Consider the following 26,183-nt stretch of genomic DNA (forward strand, 5'->3'; position numbering starts at 1 on the left):
CCTTGCATAATGGTGACCTTGAATTATGGTTTATAGGCGGGCTTGAATTCAGGGGCCTGCCGTGCCATCTGTTGCCGCAGGAGGTGAGGCGATCAAACCCTTACTGGAGGTCAACCGCCTGGCGGTGGATTTTCATGTCCACGGCACCCGGGTACCTGCGATCCGGGATCTCTCCTTTCGCCTGATGCCAGGAGAGACCCTGGCGCTGGTGGGCGAGTCTGGCTCTGGAAAAACCGTCAGCTCCCAGGCCATCATGGGCATCCTTCCCAAGGCCGCACAGATCTCCGCCGGCGAAATACTGTTTACCCCCGAGGGGGGCAAGACGGTGGATATCGCTCAGCTGGACCCCGACAGCGACGAGATGTTCCATATTCGTGGCAACCGCATATCCCTGATTTTCCAGGAGCCAATGGTATCGCTCTCGCCCATGCACAGCATCGGCAACCAGATCCGCGAAGCCATGCTCCTGCACCGGGATGTCGACCGCAGAGAGGCGACCCGCGCCACCATCGAAATGCTGCGCCTGGTAGGTTTTCCCAATCCGGGGGAGGCGATCAACGCCTACCCCTTTGAGTTGTCGGGGGGGTTGCGACAGCGGGCGATGATCGCCATGGCCCTGATCTGTCACCCTTCACTGCTGATCGCCGATGAGCCCACCACCGCGCTCGACGTTACCGTGCAGGCCCAAATTCTGCAGCTGATCAAATCCCTGCAGAAGGAGCTGGGCATGGCGGTGCTGCTGATCACCCACGACCTGGGGGTGGTCGCCAACATGGCCGACTCCGTGGTGGTGATGTATCACGGGGAGGTCACCGAACGGGGTTCGGCAACAGCGCTGTTCCGCGCCCCCCAGCACCCCTACCTCAAGGCCCTTTTCAGTGCGGTCCCCCACTTCGATATGCAGGCAGGCGAGCGGCTGCGCCCGATCCGGGAGATCAGCCACGACTTCGAGCATTTCAGCCGCCTGCGCGCCCCCTGGACCGAGGAGCAAAAGGCCGCCGGCCCGCACCTGCGCATCCGCGGCCTGAGCAAGCGCTTCACCCAGCGGGATGGCAGCTGGTTCGGCACCCGCCCGCAGGCGGCCAATCCTGCAGTGGAGAACGTGGATCTGGACATCGCCTGTGGGGAATGTTTCGGCCTGGTGGGCGAAAGCGGCTGCGGTAAGACCACCCTCAGCAAGATGCTGATGCGGGCGGTCACCCCCGACAACGGGACGATCACCTACAACGACCACGGGCGCATGGTGGATCTGCTCGGCCTCAACCCCGAGCAGCTAAGGGCTTTTCGACCCAAGATGCAGGTGGTGTTCCAGGACCCCTACAGCGCCCTCAACCCCCGCATGACCGTGCTGAACATCCTCTGCGAGCCCCTGGCCATCCATGGCCTGGGAAGCCAGGCCGAACAGCAGGAGCGGGCCAAGGAGCTGATGGCCCTGGTGGGCCTCGATCCCCGTTTTCTCAACCGTTACCCCCACAGTTTCTCCGGCGGCCAGCGCCAGCGCATCAGTATCGCCCGCGCCCTGGCCCTGGAGCCGGAGCTGGTGATCTTTGACGAGCCGGTATCGGCCCTAGATGTCTCGGTCCAGGCGCAGATTCTCAACCTTCTGAAAGACCTGCAAAAAGAGCTGGGGCTGACCTACCTGTTCATCTCCCACAATTTGGCGGTGGTCGATTACGTCGCCGAACGTATTGGCGTCATGTGCCGGGGAGAGCTGGTGGAGGTGGGGCAGCGTGAGCAGATCTTTCGCAACCCCCGTCACCCCTATACCCGGGCGCTGCTGGCGGCTGTCCCCTACCCGGACCTCGACCGCCCCCTGGACTTCGCGCTGCTGGAAGAGGGGCGTCACAACGAACCCAGCCGCTGGGAGCCGCCCTTTCGCCGCCACCCGGACCAACCCAGCGAGTTCATGGAGATCGAGCCCCGGCACCTGGTCCGCATCACCCCGCAGGGCGATCCCCTCCGGAGCCTGACCTCATGACGCGCTGGCCGCGCCTGCAGGCCCTCGCCCTGCCCCTGCTGCTGGCCGTCGCCGGCGACAGGGTTGCCGCGCAGCCGTTGCCGGAACCGTCGATGCCGCGCGAGTCGTCGGTGTCGCAAGCAACGCCGGGGTTGAAGGAATCGCTGAGGGTGAAGGAATCGCCGGCATTACAGGCGGCGGTTGATGCAGGCGAGCTACCGCCGGTCGCGGAACGGTTACCCGAGACCCCCTATGTCGACGCCATGTCCGGCTTTACCCCGGGTCAGCCGGGGGGAAGCATCCACCTGTTGATGGGCAAGGCCCGGGATGTGCGGCAGATGGTGGTCTACGGCTATGCGCGCCTGGTGGGCTTCAACCAGCGCCTGGAACTGCAGCCGGACATCCTCGCCGCCTACGAGGTGGAGGAAGGACGCATCTTCACCCTGCACCTGCGCCCCGGCCACCGCTGGTCCGACGGTCACCCCTTCACCGCCGAGGACTTTCGCTATTACTGGGAGGACGTGGCCAACAACAAGGAGCTCTCCGCCTTCGGCCCGCCAACCCGAATGACGGTGGATGGCGAGCCGCCCCGGTTTGAGGTGCTGGACAAGTACACCGTGCGCTACACATGGAAGGCCCCCAACCCGGTGTTCCTGCTCGCCCTGGCCGGCCCCAGCCCGCTTTATATCTACCGTCCCGCCCACTTCCTGAAGCAGTTTCACGTCGCTTACCAGGATCCGGACACGCTTGAGGAACTGGTGCGCAACGCCAAAACCCGCGGGCGCAGCTGGGCGGCACTGCACATGCGCAAGGATCACCAGTACAAGAACGACAACCCGGAGATGCCCACCCTGCAGCCGTGGATGGCCGTCACCGAGTACCCCGCCGAGCGTTTTGTCTTCAAGCGCAATCCCTACTATCACCGGGTGGATGCCAACGGCGTGCAGCTGCCCTATATCGATCAGGTCATCATGGACGTCGCCAGCAGCAAGCTGGTGCCGGCCAAGACCGGGGCCGGCGAGTCCGACCTGCAGGGCCGATACCTGCGTCTGGACAACTACACTTTCCTGCGTGAGGGGGAGAAGCGCAACGACTTTCGCACCCTGCTCTGGCGCACCTCCCGGGGATCGCGAGTGGCCCTCTACCCCAACCTGAACGTGCTCGATGAGACCTGGCGCAAGCTGGTGCGGGACGTACGCTTTCGTCGCGCCCTCTCGCTGGCGGTTAACCGCCACGAGATCAACGAGGTGATCTACTTCGGGCTGGCCCTGGAAGGCGCCGACAACCTGATCCCCGAGTCCCCTCTCTACAAGCCCGAGCTGCGCGAGCGCTGGGCCGAGTACGACCCGCAGCGGGCCAACGCCCTGCTCGACGAGCTGGGACTGACTGAGCGCGACCACCGGGGGCTGCGCCTGCTGCCCGACGGGCGTCCCATGGAGATCATCGTCCAGACCGCCGGTGAGAGCACCGAGGAGACGGATGTACTGGAGCTGATCCGCGATACCTGGGCCGACATCGGCATCAAACTCCACACCAAGCCCTCCGAGCGCGAGGTGTTCCGCAACCGCATCTACGCCGGCGAAACCCTGATGGCGGTCTGGACCGGCCTGCCCAACGCCATCGCCTCCGCCGACATGGACCCCCGCCAGCTGGCGCCCACCCAGCAGGACCAGCTGCAGTGGCCCAAGTGGGGCAAACATTACGAAACCGGGCAGGAGCAGCCGCCGGACCTGCCCGAGGCCCAGCAGCTGCTGGCGCTTTACCTGCAGTGGCGCAGCGCCACCGACCGCGAAACCCGGCTGGCGGCCTGGCACGGGATGCTGGAGATCTGGTCCCAGCAGGTCTACACCATCGGCACCGTGGCCAAGGTGCTGCAGCCGGTGGTGGTGGATCGCGACCTTAACAACGTACCCGAGGAGGGGCTCTGGAACTGGGAGCCCAATGCCTACTTCGGCGTTTACCGCATGGACCGGTTGTGGCTGAGCCCCGACGCCGATGAGCGCAAGTCCGGGGAGGTGCGCTGATGGGCCCCTATATCCTCCGCCGCCTGCTGATCATGATTCCCACCCTGGTGGTGATCAGTTTCATCATCTTCGTGATCATTCAACTGCCCCCCGGCGACTACCTGGAAACCTACATCGCCGAGCTGGAGAGCCAGGGAGAGTGGGTCGATCCCCAGCAGATACGCATGCTGCGCGAGCAGTACGGCCTGGACGAGCCCTTCCTTCAGCAGTACTGGACCTGGGCCACCGGCATGCTGCACGGAGACTTCGGTTACTCCTTCGAGTACGGCCTGCCGGTCACCGAAGTGGTGGGGGACCGGGTCTTTCTCACCACCCTGATCTCCATCTGCACCATCCTCTTTACCTGGATGGTGGCCTTTCCCATCGGCATGTACTCCGCCACCCACCAGTACAGCTGGGGCGACTACGGCCTCACCTTAATCGGCTTCCTGGGTCTGGCGACACCCAATTTCCTGCTGGCCCTGGTGATGCTCTACTTCGCCAACGTCACCTTCGGCACCTCCATCGGCGGCCTGATGGATCCGCAGTACCTGGAGGCCGACTGGAGCTGGGCGAAGTTCAAGTCGGTGCTGGAGCACCTGTGGATTCCGGTGGTGGTGATCGGCACCTCGGGCACCGCCGCCATGATCCGCCGCCTGCGCGCCAACCTGCTCGATGAGCTGCACAAGCCCTACGTGGTCACCGCCCGGGCCAAGGGCGTACCGCCGTTCAAACTGCTCTGCAAGTACCCGCTGCGGGTGGCCCTCAACTTCTTTATCGCCGATATCGGCAATATGCTGCCCAGCATCATCTCCGGCGCGGAGATCGTCGCCGTGGTGCTCTCGCTGCCCACCACCGGCCCGATTCTAATCGCCGCCCTGCAGAGCCAGGATATGTACCTGGCCGGCTCTTTCCTGATGTTTCTGGCCATTCTGACGGTGGTCGGGGTGCTGGTATCGGATATCGCCCTGGCGCTGCTGGACCCGCGCATCCGCCTGCAGGGGGGGGCCAGCCGATGAGCGAGCATTACGTCAATCCCGCCCCTTTCGATCCGCACCGCATCGAGCGGATGAGCCCCGAGCAGGAAAAGTACTACATGGCCTCCCAGTGGCGGTTGATGTGGTGGCGTTTCAAGCAGCACCGCCTGGCGTTGTTCTGCGGCGTGCTGCTGCTGTTCATGTACGCCTCCATCCTGATCTGCGAATTCCTGGCCCCCTACGCCCTGAGCACGCGGCACACCGATTACATCTATTCGCCCCCGCAGCCGGTGCATTTCATGCACGAGGGACGCTTCGTCGGCCCCTTCGTCTACGGCTGGGACCACACCCTGAACATGGACAAACTGCTGCGCGAATACAGCGAGGACACCAGCCGGGTCTATCCCCTGCAATTTTTCTGCGCAGGCGATCCCTACCGGTTCTGGGGGCTGTGGGAGGCCGATCTGCACCTGTTCTGCGCGCCCGAGGGGGCCAAAGTGTTTTTGTTCGGCACCGACCGGCTGGGCCGGGACATGTTCTCACGGATTATCTACGGGGCACGTATCTCCATTACCATCGGCCTGGTGGGCATCAGCCTCAGCTTCGTGCTGGGCATACTGCTGGGGGGGCTGGCCGGCTATTACGGCGGCTGGGTGGACGCCTCGGTGCAGCGCCTGACGGAGGTAATCCGCTCCTTCCCCGAACTGCCGCTGTGGATGGCACTCTCCGCGATTCTGCCGGTGACCTGGAGCCCGATCTGGATCTTCTTCGGTATCACCCTGATCCTGGCCCTGCTGGACTGGACGGGGCTGGCGCGGGCGGTGCGCTCAAAACTGCTGGCCCTGCGCGAGGAAGACTACTGCACCGCGGCCCAACTGATGGGTGCGCGCCCCGGGCGGATCATTGGCCGCCACCTGCTGCCGGGCTTTTTCAGCCACCTGATCGCCTCGGCGACCCTGTCGATCCCGGCGATGATTCTGGGCGAAACCGCCCTGAGCTTCCTGGGCCTGGGGCTACGCCCCCCGATCACCAGCTGGGGCGTGCTGCTCAACGAAGCACAGAACATCAACGTGGTGGCCGTCTACCCCTGGCTGATGCTGCCGGTGGTCCCGGTCATTATTATCATTCTGGCCTTCAACTTCTTCGGCGACGGCCTGCGCGACGCCGCCGACCCCTACAAGCATTAACCGGGCATGGTGAAAGGCGGAGTGCTTAATCAGATTTAGAGGGGCCTAGTTGGGGAATCAGCGTTGGGGAATCGGTGTTGGGGAATCGGTGTTGGGGAATCGGTGTTGGGGAATCTGAGTTGAGAAAACCCTGCAAAGGCCTTTTTCCGTTTTATTGTTTCCCGTTTCCCGCTTCCCGTTTCCCGCTTCCCGTTTCCTGCTTCCCGTTTCCCGCTTCCCACTCACTGTCCCCCTGACGCATCGCCGGGGTCCCCCGGCGACTCGGCCACCACCTCCTGCCTGATCGTCTCACCGTCCCCTTCTTCCACCAGCTTACCGCGCTCCAGCAGCAGTTGGCGGTCAAAGCCCCGGGCGAGCTCGACGCGGCTGGTGATAAAGACCAGACCGCAACCTTGAAGCGCCTCGCGCAGGTTGCCCAGCACCCGCGTCTCGGCGCCCGGGTCCATGCCCGAGGTGGCCTCATTGAGAATCAGCGCGTCGGGGTCCTTGAGCAGCCCCCGGGCGATCGCCAGCTTCTGCCGTTGTGCCAGGGAGAGCCGCCCGCCCGCCGAGCCCACCTGGAAGTCCATCCCAACGTCGATAATCGCCTCCTCCAGCCCCACCTCGTTCACCACGTCATGAATCAACGCGGTAATCCGGGCCTGGGCCTTGGCCTGGCCGTACACCAGCCGGCCGAACAGCATGTTGTCCTGCAGGTTGAGGCTGGCACTGAAACGCTCCTGGTCGAAAAACTCGATGGCGAAATCAAACTGCCGCGCCTCGAGCTTCTCTGCAAAACTGAACCGCGCCTGCAGGATGCGCTGCTGCATGGCCTCGTCGATCAGCCCCAGGCGGTGACGGGCGGGGCTGAGCTGAAAGGTCAACGCCAGCAGTTTCTGGCGCACCTCGGCCGGCGCCCGGGCCAGGTGCTCTTTGCCGGTGCGCCCCAACAGTGCCCGGTAGTCGGGCAGGTCTTCTGCACGGATAAAGCTGAAGCGCTCGAATAGATCACTGTCCTCCTCCACGTCGGAAAACAGGTCCACCATGATCTCCGTCAGACGGTATCCGATCAGCAACAGGTCTTCCAGCAGCCCCTGCTCCTCGAGAAACCGCTGCACCTGGGGGTTGCCCGCCGCTCGCTCGATGTTGAGGCTCTTGTTGTCGCTGGCGCCGAAGAGGATGTTGCCCAGAACACTCAGGTTGGTGTTGTAATGCGGCCAGTCGAACAGCTCCACCAGGCCTTTGTACTCAGCCTGCTGCAAGCGGTTGTGAATCCGCCTTCGGGCTTCGAGCAGCTGGCCTTCCAGGGTTTGCGGATGGTGTGGCTCCAGATACCCCAGCAGCCCCATGGCGAAAACGTCATCGTTGAGATCAACCAGCGCCAACACCCGGTGAATCCGCTCGTGCAACGCCGCTTCGCTCTCAAGCCCCAACTCCTCGAGGTCGTACCAGCGACCGTCCGGGCGCGCCTCGCTGTTGCCAGACTGGCGCGCCGCCAACTGCTGCGCGCGGTATGCGGCCGCTTCCTCTTCCGGCTCATCCTGGGGGCGGTGGCGCAAGCCGTAGAGCAGGTTGTCGCGGAGACTGCCCCCAAACAGGTGGGCATTGGCGCCCACGTGAGCCAGGTGCCGCCCCAGGGTGGCCTCTGACAGGGCGGTGATGTCGGTTCCGGCGAGGTAAAGTCGCCCCCCGGTTGGAACCAGCAGACGCGCCAGCAACAAGCCCAGCTCCTCCTTGCCGCTGCCCCCCATGCCGACAATGGCGGTATGCTCGCGCAGGGCGATCCTGAAACTGAGCTGGTCAATCAGGTTGATACCCTCGTGCTCGGCGTAGGCCACTTTATTCGCCTCCCAGCAGGCCTTGGCCGTATCCAACGGGGTGGGAGGCGCGTCCTGCAAAGGCACATCCATGAGGGTCGCCGGCTGGAACTGGTCCACGATCTGCTCGTACTTGATCCGCACGTCCTCCTTGGTCTGGTAGTACTTCAGCAGCTCCTTCCAGGGGGCGCTCAGGTCCTTGTAGGCAGCCAGCACCGCCACCAGCGCCCCCAGCGAGAGCTCCCCCTGGATGACGTAGTAACCACCGAAAAAGTAGAAAAAGAAAGGGGTGACCTGGGCCAGAAAATTATTGAGAAACTTGATGAAGAACTTCTTTTTATAGATCTCGTAGCGGAGCTCGAAGATCGACCCCAAACGCTCGCTGACCACCGAGCGCTCGAAGTGGGAGGTGTCGTGGGCATGAACCTCGCGAATGCCGGCGATGGTGTCACCGATCCGGTCCCCCAAGCGACGTGCGGCGATCACCCGCTGCTTACCCAGCTGGTTCACCCGCCGCTGCAGCTTGGGAATAATGTACATCTGAAACGGGTAGAGCGCGGTCGCGACCAGCCCCAGCATCGGGTCCTGGTTGAAGATAAAAAACAGGTAGGTGAACAGAACCCCGCCCTGAAAGGCCGGGAGCGCAAAGGCCTCGCCGATAAACCCGCCCAGGGGTTCGGTCTCGGCGGTAATAATGGGGATCATCTCCCCCTGGGAGACCTTCTTAAAGTGGGGCAGCGGAAAACGCAGAATCCGGGTAAAAAGCTCAAAACGAAACCGCCGCAACATGCGCTCGCCCACCACCCCACGGTAGACGTTCAACACGTACTTGAGGCCGCCATTGATCAGCACCAGCGCCAAAAACAGGAGACTGAGCACAAACAGGTAGCGGATCTGATCCATGGGATAGCCGAACAGCTCATCGGGCACGTTAGCGCCGCCGATGGCGTCGTTGATGATCAGCTTGGGGACTTCCAGGGTGGCGTAAAGAAAAGGCAGGGAAAGGACGGTCAGCAGCAGGAGCAGCACCTGGTCTTTCAGGGTATGCCGCAGAATGTACTTAAAAATGGAAGAATCCATACCCTGCGATCCTGAATTCAGCTGCCCGGCGAGGCCGCCGCCAGCTAACAGCCGCGACGGTTTCAATCCGCTCCTGGAACGACCGCTGTCACACACATGCGCAGTAATACGGCCGACCATCGCAGCAAGCATAGTCCAAAGCCGCCCGCCGAGCCCTGCCTAACACTATGATATGATGGTCTCTTTGCCCTTTTTAAAAAGGAGCCCCGCGTGGCGCTGCGTGTTGCCCTGATTCTCAAAGGCTATCCTCGTCTGTCCGAGACCTTTATCGCCCAGGAGATCCGCAAACTTGAGCAGCGCGGCCTGCAGCTGACCCTCGTTTCCCTGCGCCACCCCACGGACAAGGCGGTGCACCCGATCCACCGGGAAATCGAAGCCCCCGTGCTCTACCTGCCCGAATACCTTCACCAGGAGCCATTGCGGGTGCTGGCCGGCTTGCTGGCGAGCTTGCGCCGCCCCTCGGCATTGCTTCGGGCACTGGCCCCCTGGCTGCGGGACCTGGTGCGCGACCCCAGCCGCAACCGCCTGCGCCGCTTCGGTCAGGCCCTGGTGCTCGCCGCTGAACTGCCCCCCGGAACCGACTGGCTGTACGCCCACTTTATCCATACGCCCGGCTCGGTGACCCGCTACTGCGCCCGACTCACGGGGCTTCCCTGGAGCGCCTCGGCCCACGCCAAGGATATCTGGACCCTGCCCGCCTGGGAGCTGCGCGAAAAGCTCGCAGAACTGCAGTGGCTCGTCACCTGCACCCAGGCCAACTGTGATTACCTGCAACGGTTAAGCCCCGTCCCCGGCCGGGTTTCCCTGGTCTATCATGGCCTCGACTTTCAGCGTTTCAGCCCGGCCCTCAGGGACGAGCATTCACATCGGAACGGCTTGAAGGCCCCGGTGGAGCTGATCTCCGTGGGCCGCGCGGTTCCCAAGAAAGGTTACCGGCACCTGCTCAACGCCCTGGCGCAATTACCCGGACACCTGCACTGGCGACTCACCCATATTGGCGGCGGCACCGAGCTTCCCCGCCTGCAACGACAAGCCCAGGCACTTGGCGTCGATGAGCGCGTGCGCTGGCTGGGGGCGCTACCCCAGGAGGAGGTCCTGGACTATTACCGGCAGGCGGATATTTTTGTCCTCGCCAGCACGGTGGTGGATGACGGCGACCGTGACGGCCTCCCCAATGTACTGATGGAAGCCCAGAGCCAGCGTCTGTGCTGTATCTCGACCCGCATTTCAGGCATTCCGGAGCTGATCCACGATGGCGAAACCGGGCTGCTGGTGGAGGAGCGGGACGAGGACGCCCTCGCCGCTGCGCTGACCCGACTGATCGCCGATCCCGCTCTCCGCCACCGACTTGGGGAAGCAGGCTATCACCGGGTGACCGAGCAGTTCGACGCCGACCGGGGCATTGATATACTGATGGAAAAGTTCCCGGCAGCTTCGCCATGAGCCCGATCCCGCTGGCCTTCTACGCCCCCCTCAAGCCACCCACCCACCCCAATCCCTCGGGAGACCGGACACTGGCGCAGCTGCTGATGCAGGCCCTGGCGCTGGCCGGTTTCGAGGTGATGCTGGCCTCACGCTTTCGCAGCCGTGACGGCAGCGGCAACCCCCACCGCCAACAGCGCCTGCGGCGGCTCGGTGAACGGCTGGCTCAGCGTCTGATCCGCCGCTTAGACGCCCTGCCCGCCGAGCACCGGCCACGCCTGTGGCTCACCTACCACCTCTACCACAAGGCGCCGGACTGGCTGGGCCCGACCGTCTGCCGAACCTTGGGGATTCCCTACGTGGTGGTGGAGGCCTCCTACGCCCCCAAACAACAGACAGGCCCCTGGCGGCTTGGGCTAGAAGCCAGCCTGGGGGCCCTGCACCAGGCCGATGCGGTGTTGTGTTTCAACCCTGTGGACCGCGCCTGCCTCGCCGAGCGGCTGCCGCCACGGCGGCTTCACGCCCTGCCCCCCTTTCTCGACCTTGCGCCACCGCCATCTCCTCACCCGTCCAGAGCCCAACTGGCCGAACGCTGGGGCATCGATCCCCGGCCGCCCTGGCTGATCGCCGTCGCCATGATGCGCCCCGGGGACAAGGCCCACTCGTACCGATTGCTGGCCGAAGCCCTCAAGTTACTTCCCGGTGATCTACCCTGGCAGCTGCTGATAGCCGGGGACGGCCGCGCCGCCGCCCAGGTTCGGGCCGATTTCGCAGCGCTGGAAGATCGCGTGCGCTTTCTCGGCCTTCAGCCTCCCGAGGCGCTGCAGCCGCTGCTGGCCGCCGCCGACCTCTGCGTCTGGCCGGCGGTTAACGAGGCCTTCGGGATGGCGCTGCTCGAGGCCCAGGCCCAAGGCACAGCGGTACTCGCCGGTGACGAAGGTGGTGTAAAAACCGTTCTCGCCCCTGAGTGCCAGGGCTGGCTCACCCCGCCCCGCGACCCGGTCGCCTTTGCCGCCGCCCTCGCCCGGCTGTTGGCGAGCCCCGAGGAGCTGGCGCGCCTTGGCAAGAAAGCGCAGGCGTACGTCGAAACCCACCATGGGCTGCCCGCCACCGCCGGGCGCCTGCAAGCCCTGTTGACGCCGCTACTGTGACCGCGACTGTGAGTAACGACCTTGACCTGCTGCTGCTCCGCCATGCCGCCACGGAGTGGAACCGGGAGAAACGGTTGCAGGGGCGCCGGGACATTCCGCTGAGCCCGCAAGGGCGCGAAAGCCTCGCCGGTCGAGCGATTCCTGAACCGTTCAATACCTGGCGCTGGTTTACCAGCCCCTTGCAACGGGCCCGTCAGACCGCCGCCCTGCTGGGGATCGAGGCCCCCCGGCTGGCGCCTGCGCTGGGTGAGATGGACTGGGGAGAATGGGAGGGAGAGCGCCTGCCCGAATTGCGCCAGCGCCTGGGAGCGGCGATGGCCCGGGCCGAAGCCCGCGGCCTCGACCTGCAGCCGCCCGGCGGCGAATCGCCGCGCGCGGTGCAGGCACGCGTACTGGCATGGCTGGAAAAGCAGTCGGGACAGCTCGGTGCCGTCACCCACAAGGGGGTGATCCGGGCGCTGCTCAGCGTCGCACTGCAATGGGATATGCGCCGGGACTGCCCGGTAAAACCGGACTGGCAACAGGGTATCTGGCTACAGCGGCGCGGCGGCAACTGGCGGCTCAGGGACTACAACATCCCTCTGGTTGGCGAGGAGCGTTCCTAGGAAAAACCTCGTCGGCACCCAGCCAGCGTGCGGCGGACCCGTCGAGGACCGACAGCAAGGTTTCCATAAACCTCCAACAGCCCGCGTCATGAGCCAGGTGGTGGGTCATGATACCCGTTGGTTCAGCGGCATCCGCACTTCCCAGACGCCGCGCCCGCAGATGATCCAGCAACTGGGCCAGCACCGTCTCCTCCCCGGCAAAGCAGCGCCCGCCGCGCCAGTCGATCAGGTCAACGTGAACATTGACCCGCTTGAGCCCGAAGGTCTCGGCGCTGTTGCGTGCCCCGAGAGTGGAAAGGCCGGAAAAACCTGCACCTGTAAGCCCTTCGGCAACCCCATCGCTGAGCCGGTTCCAGGGCGGCACCATCACCGGCAGAAAACGCTTTCCCAGCAACCCGGCCAGGGCGCGGCGCCCCCGTTGCAGCTCGTCGAGCACAACCCCCACTGGACGCGCATCCCCCAGCTCACACTTACGCTCACCTGGCCGCGCGTGACTGCAGTGGCTGAAGCCGTGCTGCAACGCCCACAGCCGGGGGTTGTCGGCAAACAGCGGTGCAAGGGATGGATCAGCCCCATCGGGAATAACCGCCAACGCCAGGGGCACCCGGTGCTCGAGACTCAGGCGGTTGAGCCGGGCCAGCGCCGGGCTCGCCCGCTCCGCATCATCATCCCGCCACCAGAGGGTCACCTCTCGACCATCATCCCGCCAACGACTCAGCTCATCGCGCAGTGCCTCCCAGCTACTCACCATCGCTCACTCCGCCGCCAGCCGCTTCAGGATCCGGGCGCTCTGGGCCGCACCGTCCGTGTCGATGGCGACCTCTCCCGGCCCATGAGAAAGCGCCTGCTCCACGGCGCGCGCCAAACTCGCTCCATCAAGCTCCGCTTCGGCCAGCAGCGGATACCCCGCCGCCAATTGCAGCCGCTCGCTGCGCATCCGCTGCTCGGTTTCACCATTACCCTCGAAGGGCACCAGCAGCGCGGGACAGCCGGCCCGCAGCAGGTCCATGACGGTGTTGTAGCCGGCCTGGGAGATGGAAAGCCGGCAACGGGCCAGGCGTTCGGAAAAATCGCTCCGGGCGGGCTCGACCATGACCCCTTCGGGCGCCTGCCGGCGTAACGCGGCCTCGACCGAGGCGGGCAGGTTGGGGCCGACCAGAAACCGCCAGGGAGTCCGGGCCAGGGAGGTGTGGGGGCGTGCCGCCAGTGCCGCCCACATCAGGGCCTCTCCCACCGCGCCTCCGCCCGCCGATACCAGCACCTCGTTCCGCGGGGAGCCCCGGGAGGGCGCCCGGTCGTCAATGACATAGCCGGTGTAGTGAAGTTTTTCGGCAATCTCTCCGGCGGCGGGAAAGCTGGCCTCCAGGGGTAAAAAGGCCGGGTCACCGTGGACCAGCACCCCGTCAAAGTAGCGCCCCAGCAACGCCAGGGTCTCGCGGATGCGCTCAGGCTTTCGAGCCTGCAAAATATCCCGCACCGAACTCAGAATGCGGGGCCGGCAGGGCCCTCTGACCGCCGCCTCCAGCAATGGCAGCAGCTCCCAGCGCAACTGGCGCCGCCCAAAGGGAAAATTCTCGATGACCAACAGGTGCGGTTCGAACTGAGCGAGGGTTTCCAGCAATTGAGCGCTGCGACGAGCGCGAAATGCCTCGTCCAGGGGGTCACCATTGGCACGAACCAGTGAGGAGAAGGTCGCATCCGCAGCCTTGATCGGAGGCAGCTGCACAACCTCCGCCCCCTCAAAAGCGAAACCGGGAACGGGCTCACCGCCGCTCACCACCTGTACCTCCAGACCGGCTTTGGCCCAGGCCCGAACCAGCAGCGAAGCGCGCTTTAGGTGACCGACACCCAGCAGGTGCTGGACGTAAAACAGCACGCGCGGGGAAGACGCCACCTAGTGTCCGCCCTTGGAGCCTGCGTCCACCCAGCGGCACACGCGGTCACTGATGGAATCCAGCCCGCTGAGGAAGTTGGCAGGCATACGCGCTTGCGGACAAGGACAGCGGTTTAACGCATGAAGGGCCTCCACCATGCGCCCGGTGCTGGTGCCGGCACGGGGGTCAAGCATACAAACCAAGCCCAGTTCAGCGGCCTTTTGCGCACGAATCAGCTGCTCCTGCCGGGGTCGTGTGCGGGGGATGATCAACGAGGGTTTGTTAAACGAGAGCAACTCACAGAAGGTGTTGTAGCCCCCCATGGCCACCACCCCGACCGCCTCATCCATCAGGCACTCCAGCTGATCGTCAAAGGTAATCAGACTGGCATGAGGAAGGCGCTCGACGCGGGCATGAAACTGCTCGCGCTCCGCCAGGCTCATAAAGGGGCCAAGAACAAACAGGCCGTGCCAGGGCAGCTCGGCGCTCGCCTCGTAGGCCCGCAATACCCAATCGACCATCTCCACACCGTCACCGCCACCGCCGGGGGTTATCAACAGAAAAGGAGTCGGCACATCCGTCAGGTGTCTGGAGTGGAGTTTTTCCGGCAAGGCACGCGGCAGATAGCCGGTATAGACAATTTTCTCCTCCAGCGCCGGGGGCAACGCAAGTCCGGCAAGCGGGCTTCCCATGGCCGGATCGCCGTAAACCCAGATCTCGTCGTAATGGTCGCCCAGGGCGGGTAGCACGCCCTTGTTTTCCCACTCCGGCTTGAGCAGATGCGGCGCATCAAGCACATCCCGCAGCCCGAGCACCGTGGGCACGCCACGGGCGTTCAGCATCGCCAGGGTTGAAGCCACCTCCCCTTTGAGCCCCAGGGGCTCCTTGTCCACGATAAAAAGGTCCGGTTCGAAGACGTCGGCGGTATGAAGGATGATGGACTCGCGCAGGGCCAGCGTGTGATCCAGATTGATATGCAGCCCCAGGGACGTGTAATCGCCGTTATGCAGCTTGATGACGCCCGGAATACGGACAAAATCAACCCGGGCTTTGAAGTCGAAGCGACCGATAATAGGGGAACCGGTGAGGATCAGTACCGAAAGCCCCTTGAAGCGATCCACCAGGGCGTGAGCGATGGTGCGGCAGCGACGCAGGTGCCCAAGACCAAAGGTATCGTGACTGTAAATCAGCACGCGAGCATTCTCGAGCTTGCCGGGCGCGCCGTCAGCCATCATTCGGGATCCCTCCTGAGCGTTAAACCGCATCTTAGATTATCACCTCAGGGTTTACAATTGAGCACTTGGAGCCCCCCAAAGCCACCGAAGACGAGCAATCTTTTGTAACACGCCCCCCCCTTTCCTACTCTGAAGGGGAACATGGCCCCCGGCTGACGGACCAGCCGGCCCAGGAGAACTGATGAAACGCACCGTCGCTACCCTGCTCAACGAAATGGCCCACACGACCGAGCGCAGCGCCTTGCTGCCGGCACGTGTGCGAGCGGCGATCAACCGCCATCAGGAGCAGAGCGAACGACTGGTGGCCTGGGTGCAGCTGGCCGTGGTGTTCACATTTGCCATGCTCTACGCCCTGTCTCCCAAAACCTTCCCCGCAGAAGCCCCTTTTGCACCGGTACCCTGGGTGCTCAGCATCTATTACCTGTTCGCGATGCTGCACCTCTATATCAGCTACCAACGGTTGCCCTCGGACAGCTTCACCTATCTGTCCATTGTGGTGGACATGGCCCTGGTTTACTTGCTGATCTGGAGCTTTCACCTGCAGTACATGCAGCCCCCCAGCTTCTACCTGAAAGCCCCGACCCTGCTGTACGTGTTCATTTTCATCGCGATGCGCGCGCTGCGCTTTGAAGTGAAATTTATTCTCTTCGCCAGCGCCACGGCCGCCCTGGGATGGCTATTGATGGTGCTCTACGCGGTGCGTGCCGATCCCACCGGCACGGTGATCACCAAGGACTACGTGCACTACCTGACCTCAAACAGCGTGTTGCTGGGAGGAGAATTCGACAAAATCATCTCCATTCTGCTGGTGGGAGCCGTGCTCGCGGCCGCCGTTTACCGGGCGAGGAAGCTGTTACTGGAGTCCGCGGTGGAAACCCACGTGGCGGAGGATCTGGCCCACTTCGTCCCCGAAGAGGTCGTCGCGAGCCTTGCCCTGTCAGAGGATGAACCCCAGGCCGGCAAGGCCAAGACCTACAATGCGGCGGTCATGTTTATCGATATCGCCGACTTCACCGCGGTCAGCGAGCATCTCAAGCCCGAACAGGCCGTGGCCACCCTCAACGAATATTTCACGCTTAACGAAGAGATTCTGGAAAAGTACGGCGGCACCATCAACCAGTTCCAGGGCGATGCCATTCTGGCCAGCTTCAATAACCCCCAGGGCGAGGACAGCCCCTCGACCTGCGCCGTGCAGGCGGCCCTGGAGATTCAGCAGCTGCTCCAACAGCACACGTTCGCCCGCGGCGTCCGCCTGAGCAACCGTATCGGCATCAACACGGGGGTTGTGGTGGGAGGCTACATGGGTTCACAGCACCGGCTTATCTACACCGTACATGGCGACGTGGTGAATGTCGCAGCCCGGCTCGAACAGATCAACAAGGAGCTGGGCACCCGGCTGCTGGTCTCCCGGGCCACCCGGGATGCCTGCGCTCCTGAACGCTTTCATTTCGAACCGCGGGGACAGGTAACGGTCAAGGGTCGTATAACCCCGACCGAAGTCTACTCGCTGAATCTGGCCTGACGGCGTAAGTAGGCTCGCCTAGCCGTTGGCGCTGGCGCTTAAGCGCCGTTGGCGCAGTTCCAGAAGATGAATGAGATGGTCGATATTGGCGCGGGCGTCCGCCTCGTGCCGGGCCTGGAAGGGGGCGCTGTAGTAGATGCTTTCCCGCGCCCGAAGGGTACGCAGGAACCCCAACTGACAGGTGCAGAACTCCTGGTCACCGACATCCTGCTTCTCGGCGCGACAGCGCACCGTATCCTTCAGGAACGCGTGCCAGGAGCGGGCGAAGCTCGAAAGATCAACATCCACCACCAACGCTTCGTCATCGGTGCCCGGTGGCCCCTGGTGAGTGGTCGCCATGATCAGGTCCACCACCCGTTGCTGGCGGCGAGTGGGCATACCCTCCCCGCTCAGGGAGCGAAAAAGCGCAGCACTGCGGGACTCATGACCCTGAGGCTCATTGCCGTAACAGGCATCGTGAAACCAGATGGCCAGCTCCACCGCATCCGGGTCCTGCGCCTCACCCCGGTACGGGTCGAACCATTCAAGCATCTGCTTGATGTGCTCACCGTCGTGGTAGTGACGGCAGCACTCGTTATAGCGGCGGTCAAGCTGCTCAAAAGCCTCCTCGCCACGGCAGCAGGCGGCCATATCGTGGGTGCGCTGCCACAGGGCGATAAAGCGGGCCCTATCCATCCTCACCTCCAGCCTGCACCGCCTTGAGAGCAAACAGCTGGTTCTGCAGCTGCTCATTCGCATGGTGGGCCTCAGCCAGCTTGTCACTGAGCTGGCGCATCACGTCCAGCGCCACTTCGGCATTGCCGGTCAGCAGCTGCAGAAAGACATCATCCTCGATGCGCAGCACCAGCACGTTTCCGCGCGCCCGTACCGAGGCGCTCCGCTCCTGCTTGGAGATCACCGCCATCTCGCCGATCAGGGCGTTTTCTCCCCGCACCAGGGTGGTCGTCTCGCCGCCCTCGGTTTCGGCCAGGATTTCCACCTCCCCCTCCATCACCAGGTAAACGCTATCGGCAGGGTCACCGACATGAAACAAGGCCTCACGGTCCTCGTACTGAACCAGGCGGCTGGTAAAGGCGAGCAGCTTAAGCCGGGAAGTCTCTACCTTGGAGAGCATCGGGATCTCACGCAGCCGCTCGACTTCCTGATTAATATCCAAGCTTAACCCTCCGGAACGGAAGCATCAGATTGATAAATATAGACTCCCACGAGTCCGGAATGAGGTCAAGGCGGGGAAAATTCGGAGGAAATACAGGAGTTCAGTCGGACTCCAGGGAACGGACCAGATCACGAAAAGATTCGCGGTTGTGCTCGTTAAGCTCCATCAGGGTGCGGTGCGCGTCAAGCACCTTGGAGCGAACCTGCTCCTCCGAGGCCTGCATCACCGACAATTCTTTGAGCTGGGTTTCCTGCTGCACCGCTTCCTTGATGAGGATGAACACCTTATCAAAGCCCATGCTCAGCAAGATACGGCTGATATCGTCGTTGGTGGAAACGATGGTCGGGCGCAGCTGGTGCTGCTGTTTCATCTTGACGGAAATTTTGGCCAGCAGCCCCAGGGAGGTGCTGTCGATGCCCTCGGTCTCTGTCAGGTCGATAATGACCGTCTTGAAACCTTCGTTATGCAACATCTGCTCAAGGAACTGATCCAATGTCGAGCAGAGGGTCAGCCGCACATCGCCGACGAATTTTAGAACGTAATTACCGTCCTGTTCTGCAAACAGGATTTTGCCACTCTGCATGGTCAAACAACTCTAGAAACGCTCAGGGCCGCGATATCATCCGGCGCTTCTTCCACTTCGTCAATTCCAAGGAGGCGGGACAGGTCGCGTAGGTCATCATAGCCCCGCGCTGCGGCATCCAGCAAGCATTTTTCCTTGGCCTTCAAATCCGGTTGATCGAGTATCTCCAGGATACCGTCGGAGAACAGGGTGAGGGTGAACTGCTCCTCAAGTTCCACGATCCGCCCGTCGAACTGGGCATCGTCAAACAGTCCTACAGGCATGCCGCTTCCCGGCAAAAACTCCGCCTTGCCCCCCTGCTGCAGGATCGGCATCGGAAAGTGGCCTCCGACGCCGTACTGCAAGGTGTTCTCGATCCGGTCGAGCAGCCCAACGAAAATGGTCAGGTGCTTGCCAAGCCCCGTGTCCAGGAGCTCCTTGTTGATTCGGGAGAGGACATCCGTGGGCGAAAGAATATGAAAGCTGGAACCGCGGTTGTAGTTTCGAAGCAGGCGATTGGTCATGTTCTTCAGCAACACGGTGACAAAGGCCGAGGAGGCCCCGTGCCCCGAAATGTCCGCCAGGTAGAACATCGCCAGCGAGTCAGAAATGCGAAAAAAGTCGATGAAATCGCCGCTGAGAAACAACGAGGGTTTAACCCGGTACTCAAAGCGGTAATCGTTGATCACCATCTCGGTGGGGGGCAGCATTTTTTGCTGCACGTGGCGCCCGGCCTGCTGGTCTTCACGCAACAGGGCCAGGCTCTGCTCCAGCTCCTCACGGAAATAGGCACTGTCGGCGATCACCTTGGCCCGCCGTCCCTGCCGCCGTATGGAGCGCGCCAGCTCCGCACGGTCGCGCACCGGCAAGGTAAAGAAATCGCTCGCGCCCTGGCGCAGCGCCCGAATCACCTGGGCATAACCGCTCTCGCGGGAGAGCGCCACCACCGGATTCGGCTTGACGCGCTCCACCAGGCTCTCGATCCAGTTCTCGTCACCATCAAAGGGGGTGACGCTGAACAGCATATCGGGCTTGCCTTCTTCCAACGCCGCATCAACGGCTTCCCGCGTGTTGGCCTGACAGACCCGAATATCCGCCGCGGAAAATATTTCCCGAACTTCAGCAATTGCAGAAGCATCCAGGTCATCTTCGACAACCAGCAGGCAATACAGGTTTTGTTTCATCGAATTCGCCAATTCGCTTCCCGCCTATTCATAACCCCGTTTAACTCAAGGGGTTTACTCCGCCCGAATACCTGGCGCTAAAATCCATCGTCCTCGTAGATGCGCTCCACCTTACCGTCATTAACCAAAAATTCACGTCGCTGTAAATACGCATCTCGTATAAAGGTGTAGCGATCCCCGCTAATCAGACGCTCCGCTTCCATTATTTGAGAGCGCTGATCGATGGTACGCAGCCCCAGCAGAAAATAACGCAACCCCTCATCGTCAAAATAGATAACAGAGTTGATATAGGCGTCCGGGATTCGCCCAATTCCATCGCGCAACGTGCTCGGCCCAAAGAATGGCAACACCAGATAGGGGCCACTCTTCACACCCCAGTACCCCAGGGCCTGTCCAAAATCCTCATCCTGTTTCGGCAACCCCAAAGGAGTCGCCACATCGAGAATTCCCCCAAGCCCAAGAACCGTATTGGCCGCAAGACGCGCACCATCCTGCGCCGCTCCGGCAAGTTTCAGCTGAAACAGGTTATTGAAGAGACTGTTAAAGTCGCCCAGATTGCCAAAGAAGTTGTGAACCCCCTTCTCCACCACGTCAGGCGTAACCGCTCGATAGCCCTTGGTGAGCGGCAGCAGCAGGTACTTGTCCAGCGTCTCATTGAAGGCGAACATACTGCGGTTGAAGCCCTCCCAGGGATCAACCTCGGCTTGGGCCGCTACCGATTGGGAAAGCAGAACGACCCAAAGACAAAAAATGACTTTTCTAAAAACAACCACCGAAACCACAGCCCTTTCAGCCCACAATACCAGAGCGCATCATACCAAAAGTCACCGCAAGCTTCCCAGCAACCATCACCCTGGACCCGCTTCTCGCCAAGACCTTGGTCGCGGTTTTTTTGCAGGCAATAAAAAAGGGTCCCCGAGGGGACCCTTTTCGCTGGCATCAGCTTTTCTAAGAAAACTTAGAAGTTCAGCTGGTATTCCAGAGTGGTCAGGTCTCCCTTCTCGTCGAACTGGGCAGTTTCCAGCTGAACCATAGCCTTGGAGCCCAGCTTGTAACGGGCACCGATGACGTAGCCTTCGTCGTCGCCGGCGTTGTCGAAGTCACGCTCGGTCCACTCGCCGTAAACGCTGGCCTTGCCGAAGGCGAAGCCGGCGCCAACCAGCCAACCTTCAACGTCCTGCACGTTGTTGTCGTAGTCGCGCTCCTGCCAGGAAGCACCCAGAGTCAGGGCGTCGATGCTGTAGTTAGCCTGAACAGAGATGATGTCGCCACCGTCTTTGCTGGTTTCGTCATCGTCAGCGCCTTCGTAGTTGGCGTAGCCCAGACCCAGGTTCAGACCCATGATGCTGTAGTTGGCGCCGAATACGGCCACATCTACGTCGTCACCGTCTTTCTTCCCAGGCTTGCCGTTAGACAGGACGATATCCTCGCCGCCGCCCATGCTTGCGTCCATGGCGATACCGACTTCCAGCTCCAGACCACCCATGTTAGGCGTGGTGTAGACCAGGGCGTTGTTGATGTTGTCCTGCTGGTCGATGAAGGTAGCGTTGGCGCGGTTAGAGATAGACCAAACACCACGCTCAGCGGGGTTGTTCTGCAGACCGGCGGTCAGACGACCGAAGCCACCTTCCAGCCATGCGTTGGCCTTGTGAACTTCAGTTTCACCTTCAGAAGGATCAGAGGAGTCAGCGTTGGAGTTACCAGCCTTGAAACGCATTTCCATCTGGTAACCGGTTTCCAGGCCGTCGAAATCGTTGTCAGCAACGCCACGAACACCCAGGCCAACCTTGGTGGCGGCAACTTGCAGGTCAGAATCTTCGTCCGCGGTCAGACGAGTTTCCAGGTAGCCGTACAGAGTAGCGTCGGCCTGAGCAATCATCGGAGCAGTCATAGCGCCGGCAACAGCCAGAGCAATCAGTGACTTCTTCATTAAAGTTTCCCCTTCAGTTTTTAACATACTAGTAGTTAAAACGAACTTTCTTTTTAAAAGCCTTCCCTCGATCACCCGCCTGACGGGCCCATCTGAGAGATGGCTGAATTCCAATCGTTCTCAACTCTAACCCAGGCAAAACAAAAAATGTAGACCTGAGAATAAAAAAACAGGTGCGTTTTCTTATTTTTTCTTGCGCTTTACTGATTACGCTCAATTAACCGCTTAAATTAAAGCCATCGAATGTACCCAGGCGCGCGTCAGTCGTTTTTTTATTCAACCGGATTAAAGCCAACAACGCTTTAATCCCCTTCCCTGGCACGCAATCACCGATTCGGCGATTCATTCGGGGACCTGGAAACCAAACTGCTCCAACCCCCAAAATGTCGACATTCAAGCATGATTTACCGGAGGGGGTCAAGACTCCCCGGTTTGGCAGGCGCGCCACTGTTTTTCAAGCCTTTTTTCGGACACAGGCCAAAGGGTCCCGAGCTTTTGCGCGAACAGTGATACTCGGTACTCCTCCAGCATCCAGCGGTAACGGTGCAGCTGGACATCGCTGCGCGCCCGGGCCTCCCCTCGCTCCAGTCGCTGTTGGTAGCGCTGCCAGAACCCCTGCAGTTGCTCGCTGAAAAAGCGCTGTTGGTTAAGGTTGCTCTTAAACTTATCCAGGCGCTCCTCGATGGCCTCCAGGTATAAGGGGTAGCGGGCCAGGAAAGGCGCCGGGGTGGCGCTGACAAAGCCGGGGTAGATCAGTCCCGCCAGCTGTTGTTTGACGTCGTTAAGAACCGGTGCCCAGGCCAGTTCAATCCGACCGCCCAACTGTTTGCTCAGTTTCTGGTAGCGCTTGAGCAACCGGTTGACCTCGAGGTCCAGGGCTTCAGCCTGCGGAATCAGTTCGCCGCGGCCCTGCTCGTAGACTTGGTCAAATTCAGCCTCGGTGCGGGGCAGCGAAGCATTTCCCTGGCCCGGCGCCAGCCCACCTTCGGGATTCACCAGAGGGTCTGCCGCTTCCTTTATATAGGTGCGCAGAAAAACGGCATCGAGCAGATCCTGCCAGAGCACCTCCTTGCGCCCGGCCCCGGAGAAGAGCAAGGCGTTCTGCTCAAACTGCGGCATCCTTTTACGCAACTCGCGAAGCTGGGTTTTCTGGCGCATCTGCAGCAGGCGCACAACCCCCAGGCAATGCCCGGCACTGGCCTCCTCCGGCACGTCATAGAGTCTCAGGCACAGGGTTTCGCCATCGACCCAGAGCCCCGGGAACGCCGGCACTTTCATTCCCGCCTGCTCCAGCTCCACCTGCGCCGGCAGGTCGCCGAAGTCCCAAGCTGTAATGTCGCGGCGTTCCCAGGGCGAATCAGCGACCTCCAGGGTAGCGGTCGCCTCGGCACTGAAGCGCCGCTCCAACGCCTCCAGGTCCCGCCCCTGTCCCAGCAGCCGGCCATCACTGTCCAGCACCCGAATATTGAACCGGTAATGGGGGTCCAGGGTGACCGCTTCCCAGACCTCTTCGGGAATCAGGACACCGGTCATCTTTCTCAGCTCCCGGCCCAGGACCACGGTCAGGGTTTCGTCTCCCGGGACGATCCGCTCTAACAGTGCATCCACATAATCCGGAATGGGCACGAAGTTCTTGCGCCACTGTTTGGGCAGTCCTTTGAGCAGTGCGATGCACTTGTCCCGCAACATCCCCGGCACCAGCCACTGCAGGCGCGCGGCGGGCAACCGCTTAAGGGCGCCGGCCGGCACATCAATGGAAACACCGTCATCCTCGGTGCCCGGGGCAAAGTGGTAATGAAGCCGAAAGCGTAACCGCTCCCAAGTTAAATGGTCGGGGTAGCGGGCCTCGGTCACGGTGGCGGCATCATGACGCATCAGGTCTTCGCGGGAGACAAAGAGCGCCTTCGGATTCTCGGCCTCCAGGGTTTGGCGCCATTTTTCAAAGCCGGCGCCGTTGACCACCCGTTCGCCACCGTGCTTGAGCAGCTTCTCCCGGTAGAATTCGTAGAGCTGCTCCTCGTCGATCAGGATATCCCGCCGCCGCGACTTCTCCTCCAGCGCCTCCACCTCTTTCAACAGAGCGCGGTTATGGGCAAAGAACGGGGCCCGAGTGTTGAACTCCCCTTCCACCAGGGCTGCGCGAACAAAGATCTGCTGAGCCTCTTCCGGTTCGACCGCGCCGTAATGAACCCGGCGCCTGGGCACGAATACCAGCCCGTAAAGGCTCAGCTGCTCGTAGGCAACCACCTGGGCCGGCTTCTTCTCCCAGTGGGGTTCGAAGTAGCTGCGCTTGGCCAGAGTGCCCGCCAAGGGTTCGATCCACTGGGGTTCGATGCGCGCCGCGGTACGCCCAAACAGGCGGCTGGTCTCCACCAGCTCCGCCACCATCACCCACTTTGCCTTGCCTTTGGCAAGCGCCGAACCGGGCCAGATGTGAAACTTGCGGTTGCGCGCCCCCAGGTACTCACGCCCCTCCTGGCGCTGGCCGATCTGCCCCAGCAGGCCCGCCAGCAGGGCGCGGTGGATGGCCCCGTAGTCGGCGGACTGGCGGTTAAGCGGCAGGTTCAGATCCTTGCAGGCAAGATGGAGCTGGCGGTGAAGGTCACGCCACTCGCGCATGCGCATAAAGGAGAGAAATTGTTTAGCGCAGTATTTTCGCAACTGCCCCTGGCTAAGGCTTTGGCGCTGTTCCTCGTAGTGATTCCAGAGATTGAGGAAGCCCATAAAGTCGGACTCTTTATCCAGGTAGGCGCGGTGTTTCTCATCCGCCTGCTGCTGCTTGTCCAGGGGACGCTCGCGGGGGTCCTGCAACCCCAGCACGCTGGCGATCACCAGGATTTCGCTGAGACAAGCCCGGGCCGCCCCTTCCAACACCATGCGCCCGAGCCTGGGGTCCACCGGCAGACGGGCCAGGCGCCGGCCGGTGGCGGTGAGACGCCCCTTTTCGTCGAGCGCCCCCAGCTCCTGCAACAGACGCACCCCGTCGCGCACCAGCCGCGAATCCGGCGGGTCGATAAAGGGAAAGTCGGCCATCTCACCCATGCCGGCCTCCTGCATCTGCAGGATTACCGAGGCGAGGTTGGTGCGCAGGATCTCCGCGTCGGTAAAGGCGGGCCGGGAGAGAAAATCCTCCTCGCTGTAGAGTCGAATGCAGACCCCTTCGGCGACCCGTCCGCAGCGCCCCTTGCGCTGGTTGGCACTGGCCTGGGAGACCGGCTCCACCGGCAGGCGCTGGACCTTGGAGCGATAACTGTAACGGCTGATGCGGGCGTAGCCGGGGTCAACCACGTAACGGATCCCGGGCACCGTAAGCGAGGTTTCCGCCACGTTGGTGGCCAAGACGATGCGCCGCCCACGCCCGCTGGGGTGGAAGATGAGGTTCTGCTCGGCATTGCTCAGCCGAGCGTAGAGGGGCAGCACCTGGGTATCGCGCAACTGCGCCCGACGCAGAACCTCGGCGGTCTCGCGAATCTCCCGCTCGCCGCTGAGAAACACCAGGACATCGCCGCGGGAGGACTGTTTTCTCTCCCGTTCCAACTGCTCAAGCTCGCGCACCGCCGCCAGCACCCCCTGCTGAATGCTCAGTTCCTGGTCGCCGTCGCCGTCACGCAGCTCCTCCAGGGGGCGGTAGCGCACCTCCACCGGGTAGGTCCGCCCGGACACTTCGATGATGGGAGCGTCGTTGAAATGTCTGGAGAAACGCTCGAGATCGATGGTCGCAGAGGTGATGATCAGCTTCAGATCCGGCCGCCGCGGCAGCAGCCGTTTGAGGTAGCCGAGCAGAAAATCGATGTTAAGGCTACGCTCGTGGGCCTCGTCGATGATCAGGGTGTCGTACCGGCGAAGGTCTGGGTCGTGCTGAATCTCGGCCAGCAGGATACCGTCGGTCATCAGTTTGACGCGGCTCTGGGGGCCGGTTTCATCGCTGAAGCGCACCTGGTAACCCACGGTGGTGCCCAGGGCCACGTTGAGCTCTTCGGCGATGCGTCCGGCCACCGCCCGGGCCGCCAGGCGCCGTGGTTGCGTGTGACCGATCAGGCCGAAGCGCCCGCGCCCCAGCTCCAGGCAGAACTTGGGGATCTGGGTGGTTTTCCCCGAGCCGGTCTCCCCGGCCAGCACCACCACCTGGTGGCGCTCGATCAGCTGCAGAATGACTTCACGCTTGGCCGCGATCGGCAGCGCCTCGTCGTAAACCGGCGGCGCACTCAGCGCCCCCCGCTCCGCCACCCGCGCCTGCGAGGCCTGGGCCTTGGCCTCGAAGCGCGCCTGCAGGCGATCAAAGGGCTTGCCCGCCCGGGCGTTGCGGCGCATACCGGCGAGGATTTTGCCAAGGGCCGGGCGATCGGCGATCAGGCATTGCTCAAGGGTCTGGCTGTAGGTCGAGAAGGGGTCACTCACGGCGTTAAAACATCAAAGACTGCGGGAGGCCGATTATAGGGGCAGAGCCCGGGCGGTGACAAAAAACAGCCAAGGCGCCAAGGCTACGGCTTTGCTTCCCGGGCTGATAAACTAGCCGCCTCGAACCCACTGGAACTGCTGTCG

Annotated in this window: 19 protein-coding genes; 8 read left to right on the forward strand and 11 right to left on the reverse strand. The window is 62.4% G+C overall.

The annotated features are described in order from the left end of the window. The first annotated feature begins 61 nt into the window (after positions 1-61). From JGZ97_RS11405 to JGZ97_RS11420, 4 genes are read left to right on the forward strand one after another with little or no spacing between them, the layout of a single operon-like run. Positions 62-1,978, forward strand: coding sequence for an ABC transporter ATP-binding protein (locus JGZ97_RS11405; RefSeq protein ID WP_370584047.1), 1,917 nt, complete (start codon positions 62-64; stop codon positions 1,976-1,978). Further along, positions 1,975-3,981, forward strand: a complete 2,007-nt coding sequence (locus tag JGZ97_RS11410) for an ABC transporter substrate-binding protein (protein WP_207062754.1) — start codon at positions 1,975-1,977, stop codon at positions 3,979-3,981. The genes JGZ97_RS11405 and JGZ97_RS11410 overlap by 4 nt, the downstream gene beginning before the upstream one ends. Next, positions 3,981-4,979, forward strand: a complete 999-nt coding sequence (locus tag JGZ97_RS11415) for an ABC transporter permease (RefSeq protein WP_207062755.1) — start codon at positions 3,981-3,983, stop codon at positions 4,977-4,979. Before JGZ97_RS11410 ends, JGZ97_RS11415 begins: the two co-directional genes overlap by 1 nt. Further along, positions 4,976-6,124: an ABC transporter permease gene (locus JGZ97_RS11420; protein ID WP_207062756.1), complete on the forward strand. Its 1,149-nt coding sequence runs from the start codon at positions 4,976-4,978 to the stop codon at positions 6,122-6,124. Before JGZ97_RS11415 ends, JGZ97_RS11420 begins: the two co-directional genes overlap by 4 nt. 221 nt (positions 6,125-6,345) lie before the next feature. Here JGZ97_RS11420 and JGZ97_RS11425 read toward each other — a convergent pair whose 3' ends face one another. Next, positions 6,346-9,000, reverse strand: a complete 2,655-nt coding sequence (locus JGZ97_RS11425) for an ABC transporter ATP-binding protein (protein ID WP_207062757.1) — start codon at positions 8,998-9,000, stop codon at positions 6,346-6,348. Positions 9,001-9,210: 210 nt separating this feature from the next. Between JGZ97_RS11425 and JGZ97_RS11430 the strand changes: the two genes are divergently transcribed. Genes JGZ97_RS11430 through JGZ97_RS11440 form a run of 3 tightly spaced genes read left to right on the forward strand, consistent with a single transcriptional unit; the run spans position 9,211 to position 12,178 of the window. Next, entirely contained in the window at positions 9,211-10,443 is a 1,233-nt protein-coding gene (locus JGZ97_RS11430; protein ID WP_207062758.1) for a glycosyltransferase family 4 protein, read from the forward strand. Further along, positions 10,440-11,573 carry a glycosyltransferase family 4 protein gene (locus JGZ97_RS11435; RefSeq protein WP_207062759.1) on the forward strand — a complete coding sequence of 378 codons (1,134 nt, stop codon included), beginning with the start codon at positions 10,440-10,442 and terminating at the stop codon, positions 11,571-11,573. The genes JGZ97_RS11430 and JGZ97_RS11435 overlap by 4 nt, the downstream gene beginning before the upstream one ends. Before the next feature lie 8 nt (positions 11,574-11,581). Continuing rightward, the gene (locus JGZ97_RS11440; RefSeq protein WP_207062760.1) at positions 11,582-12,178 is read left to right on the forward strand and encodes a histidine phosphatase family protein; all 597 of its coding nucleotides are present in this window, start codon (positions 11,582-11,584) and stop codon (positions 12,176-12,178) included. Here JGZ97_RS11440 and JGZ97_RS11445 read toward each other — a convergent pair. The 3 genes from JGZ97_RS11445 to JGZ97_RS11455 are packed head-to-tail and all read right to left on the reverse strand — an operon-like array spanning position 12,135 to position 15,287. Next, the gene (locus JGZ97_RS11445) at positions 12,135-12,929 is read right to left on the reverse strand and encodes a polysaccharide deacetylase family protein (RefSeq protein ID WP_207062761.1); all 795 of its coding nucleotides are present in this window, start codon (positions 12,927-12,929) and stop codon (positions 12,135-12,137) included. The two genes, JGZ97_RS11440 and JGZ97_RS11445, sit on opposite strands and share 44 nt — an antisense overlap. A gap of 3 nt (positions 12,930-12,932) precedes the next feature. Then, a complete protein-coding gene (locus JGZ97_RS18500; protein WP_207062762.1) occupies positions 12,933-14,072 on the reverse strand; it encodes a glycosyltransferase in 1,140 nt (379 codons plus the stop codon). Then, a complete protein-coding gene (locus tag JGZ97_RS11455) occupies positions 14,073-15,287 on the reverse strand; it encodes a glycosyltransferase family protein (protein WP_242521705.1) in 1,215 nt (404 codons plus the stop codon). It lies immediately after the preceding gene. A gap of 181 nt (positions 15,288-15,468) precedes the next feature. Here JGZ97_RS11455 and JGZ97_RS11460 point away from each other — a divergent pair, with 181 nt between their 5' ends. Then, the gene (locus tag JGZ97_RS11460; protein WP_207062763.1) at positions 15,469-16,809 is read left to right on the forward strand and encodes an adenylate/guanylate cyclase domain-containing protein; all 1,341 of its coding nucleotides are present in this window, start codon (positions 15,469-15,471) and stop codon (positions 16,807-16,809) included. An 18-nt stretch (positions 16,810-16,827) separates the two neighbouring features. Here the strand turns inward: JGZ97_RS11460 and JGZ97_RS11465 are convergent, their stop codons facing one another. The 7 genes from JGZ97_RS11465 to hrpA form a co-directional block, all read right to left on the reverse strand. After that, complete coding sequence (locus JGZ97_RS11465; protein WP_207062764.1) at positions 16,828-17,484, reverse strand: hypothetical protein; 657 nt, start codon at positions 17,482-17,484, stop codon at positions 16,828-16,830. After that, positions 17,477-17,965, reverse strand: a complete 489-nt coding sequence (locus tag JGZ97_RS11470; protein ID WP_207062765.1) for a Crp/Fnr family transcriptional regulator — start codon at positions 17,963-17,965, stop codon at positions 17,477-17,479. Before JGZ97_RS11470 ends, JGZ97_RS11465 begins: the two co-directional genes overlap by 8 nt. A gap of 100 nt (positions 17,966-18,065) precedes the next feature. Further along, on the reverse strand, positions 18,066-18,548 hold the full coding sequence (locus JGZ97_RS11475) for an STAS domain-containing protein (RefSeq protein WP_207062766.1): 483 nt from the start codon (positions 18,546-18,548) through the stop codon (positions 18,066-18,068). 2 nt (positions 18,549-18,550) lie between these two features. Then, positions 18,551-19,711 (reverse strand): PP2C family protein-serine/threonine phosphatase, encoded by a 1,161-nt coding sequence (locus JGZ97_RS11480; RefSeq protein WP_207062767.1) that lies wholly within the window; start codon positions 19,709-19,711, stop codon positions 18,551-18,553. Positions 19,712-19,788: 77 nt separating this feature from the next. Beyond that, entirely contained in the window at positions 19,789-20,493 is a 705-nt protein-coding gene (locus JGZ97_RS11485) for a VacJ family lipoprotein (RefSeq protein ID WP_370584048.1), read from the reverse strand. 176 nt (positions 20,494-20,669) lie between these two features. Beyond that, positions 20,670-21,641 (reverse strand): porin, encoded by a 972-nt coding sequence (locus JGZ97_RS11490; RefSeq protein ID WP_207062768.1) that lies wholly within the window; start codon positions 21,639-21,641, stop codon positions 20,670-20,672. 417 nt (positions 21,642-22,058) lie between these two features. After that, positions 22,059-26,039 carry an ATP-dependent RNA helicase HrpA gene (gene hrpA, locus JGZ97_RS11495; RefSeq protein ID WP_207062769.1) on the reverse strand — a complete coding sequence of 1,327 codons (3,981 nt, stop codon included), beginning with the start codon at positions 26,037-26,039 and terminating at the stop codon, positions 22,059-22,061. Positions 26,040-26,183 lie beyond the last annotated feature (144 nt).

Source organism: Motiliproteus sp. SC1-56, assembly GCF_017309075.1.
Classification (GTDB): domain Bacteria; phylum Pseudomonadota; class Gammaproteobacteria; order Pseudomonadales; family Balneatricaceae; genus Motiliproteus.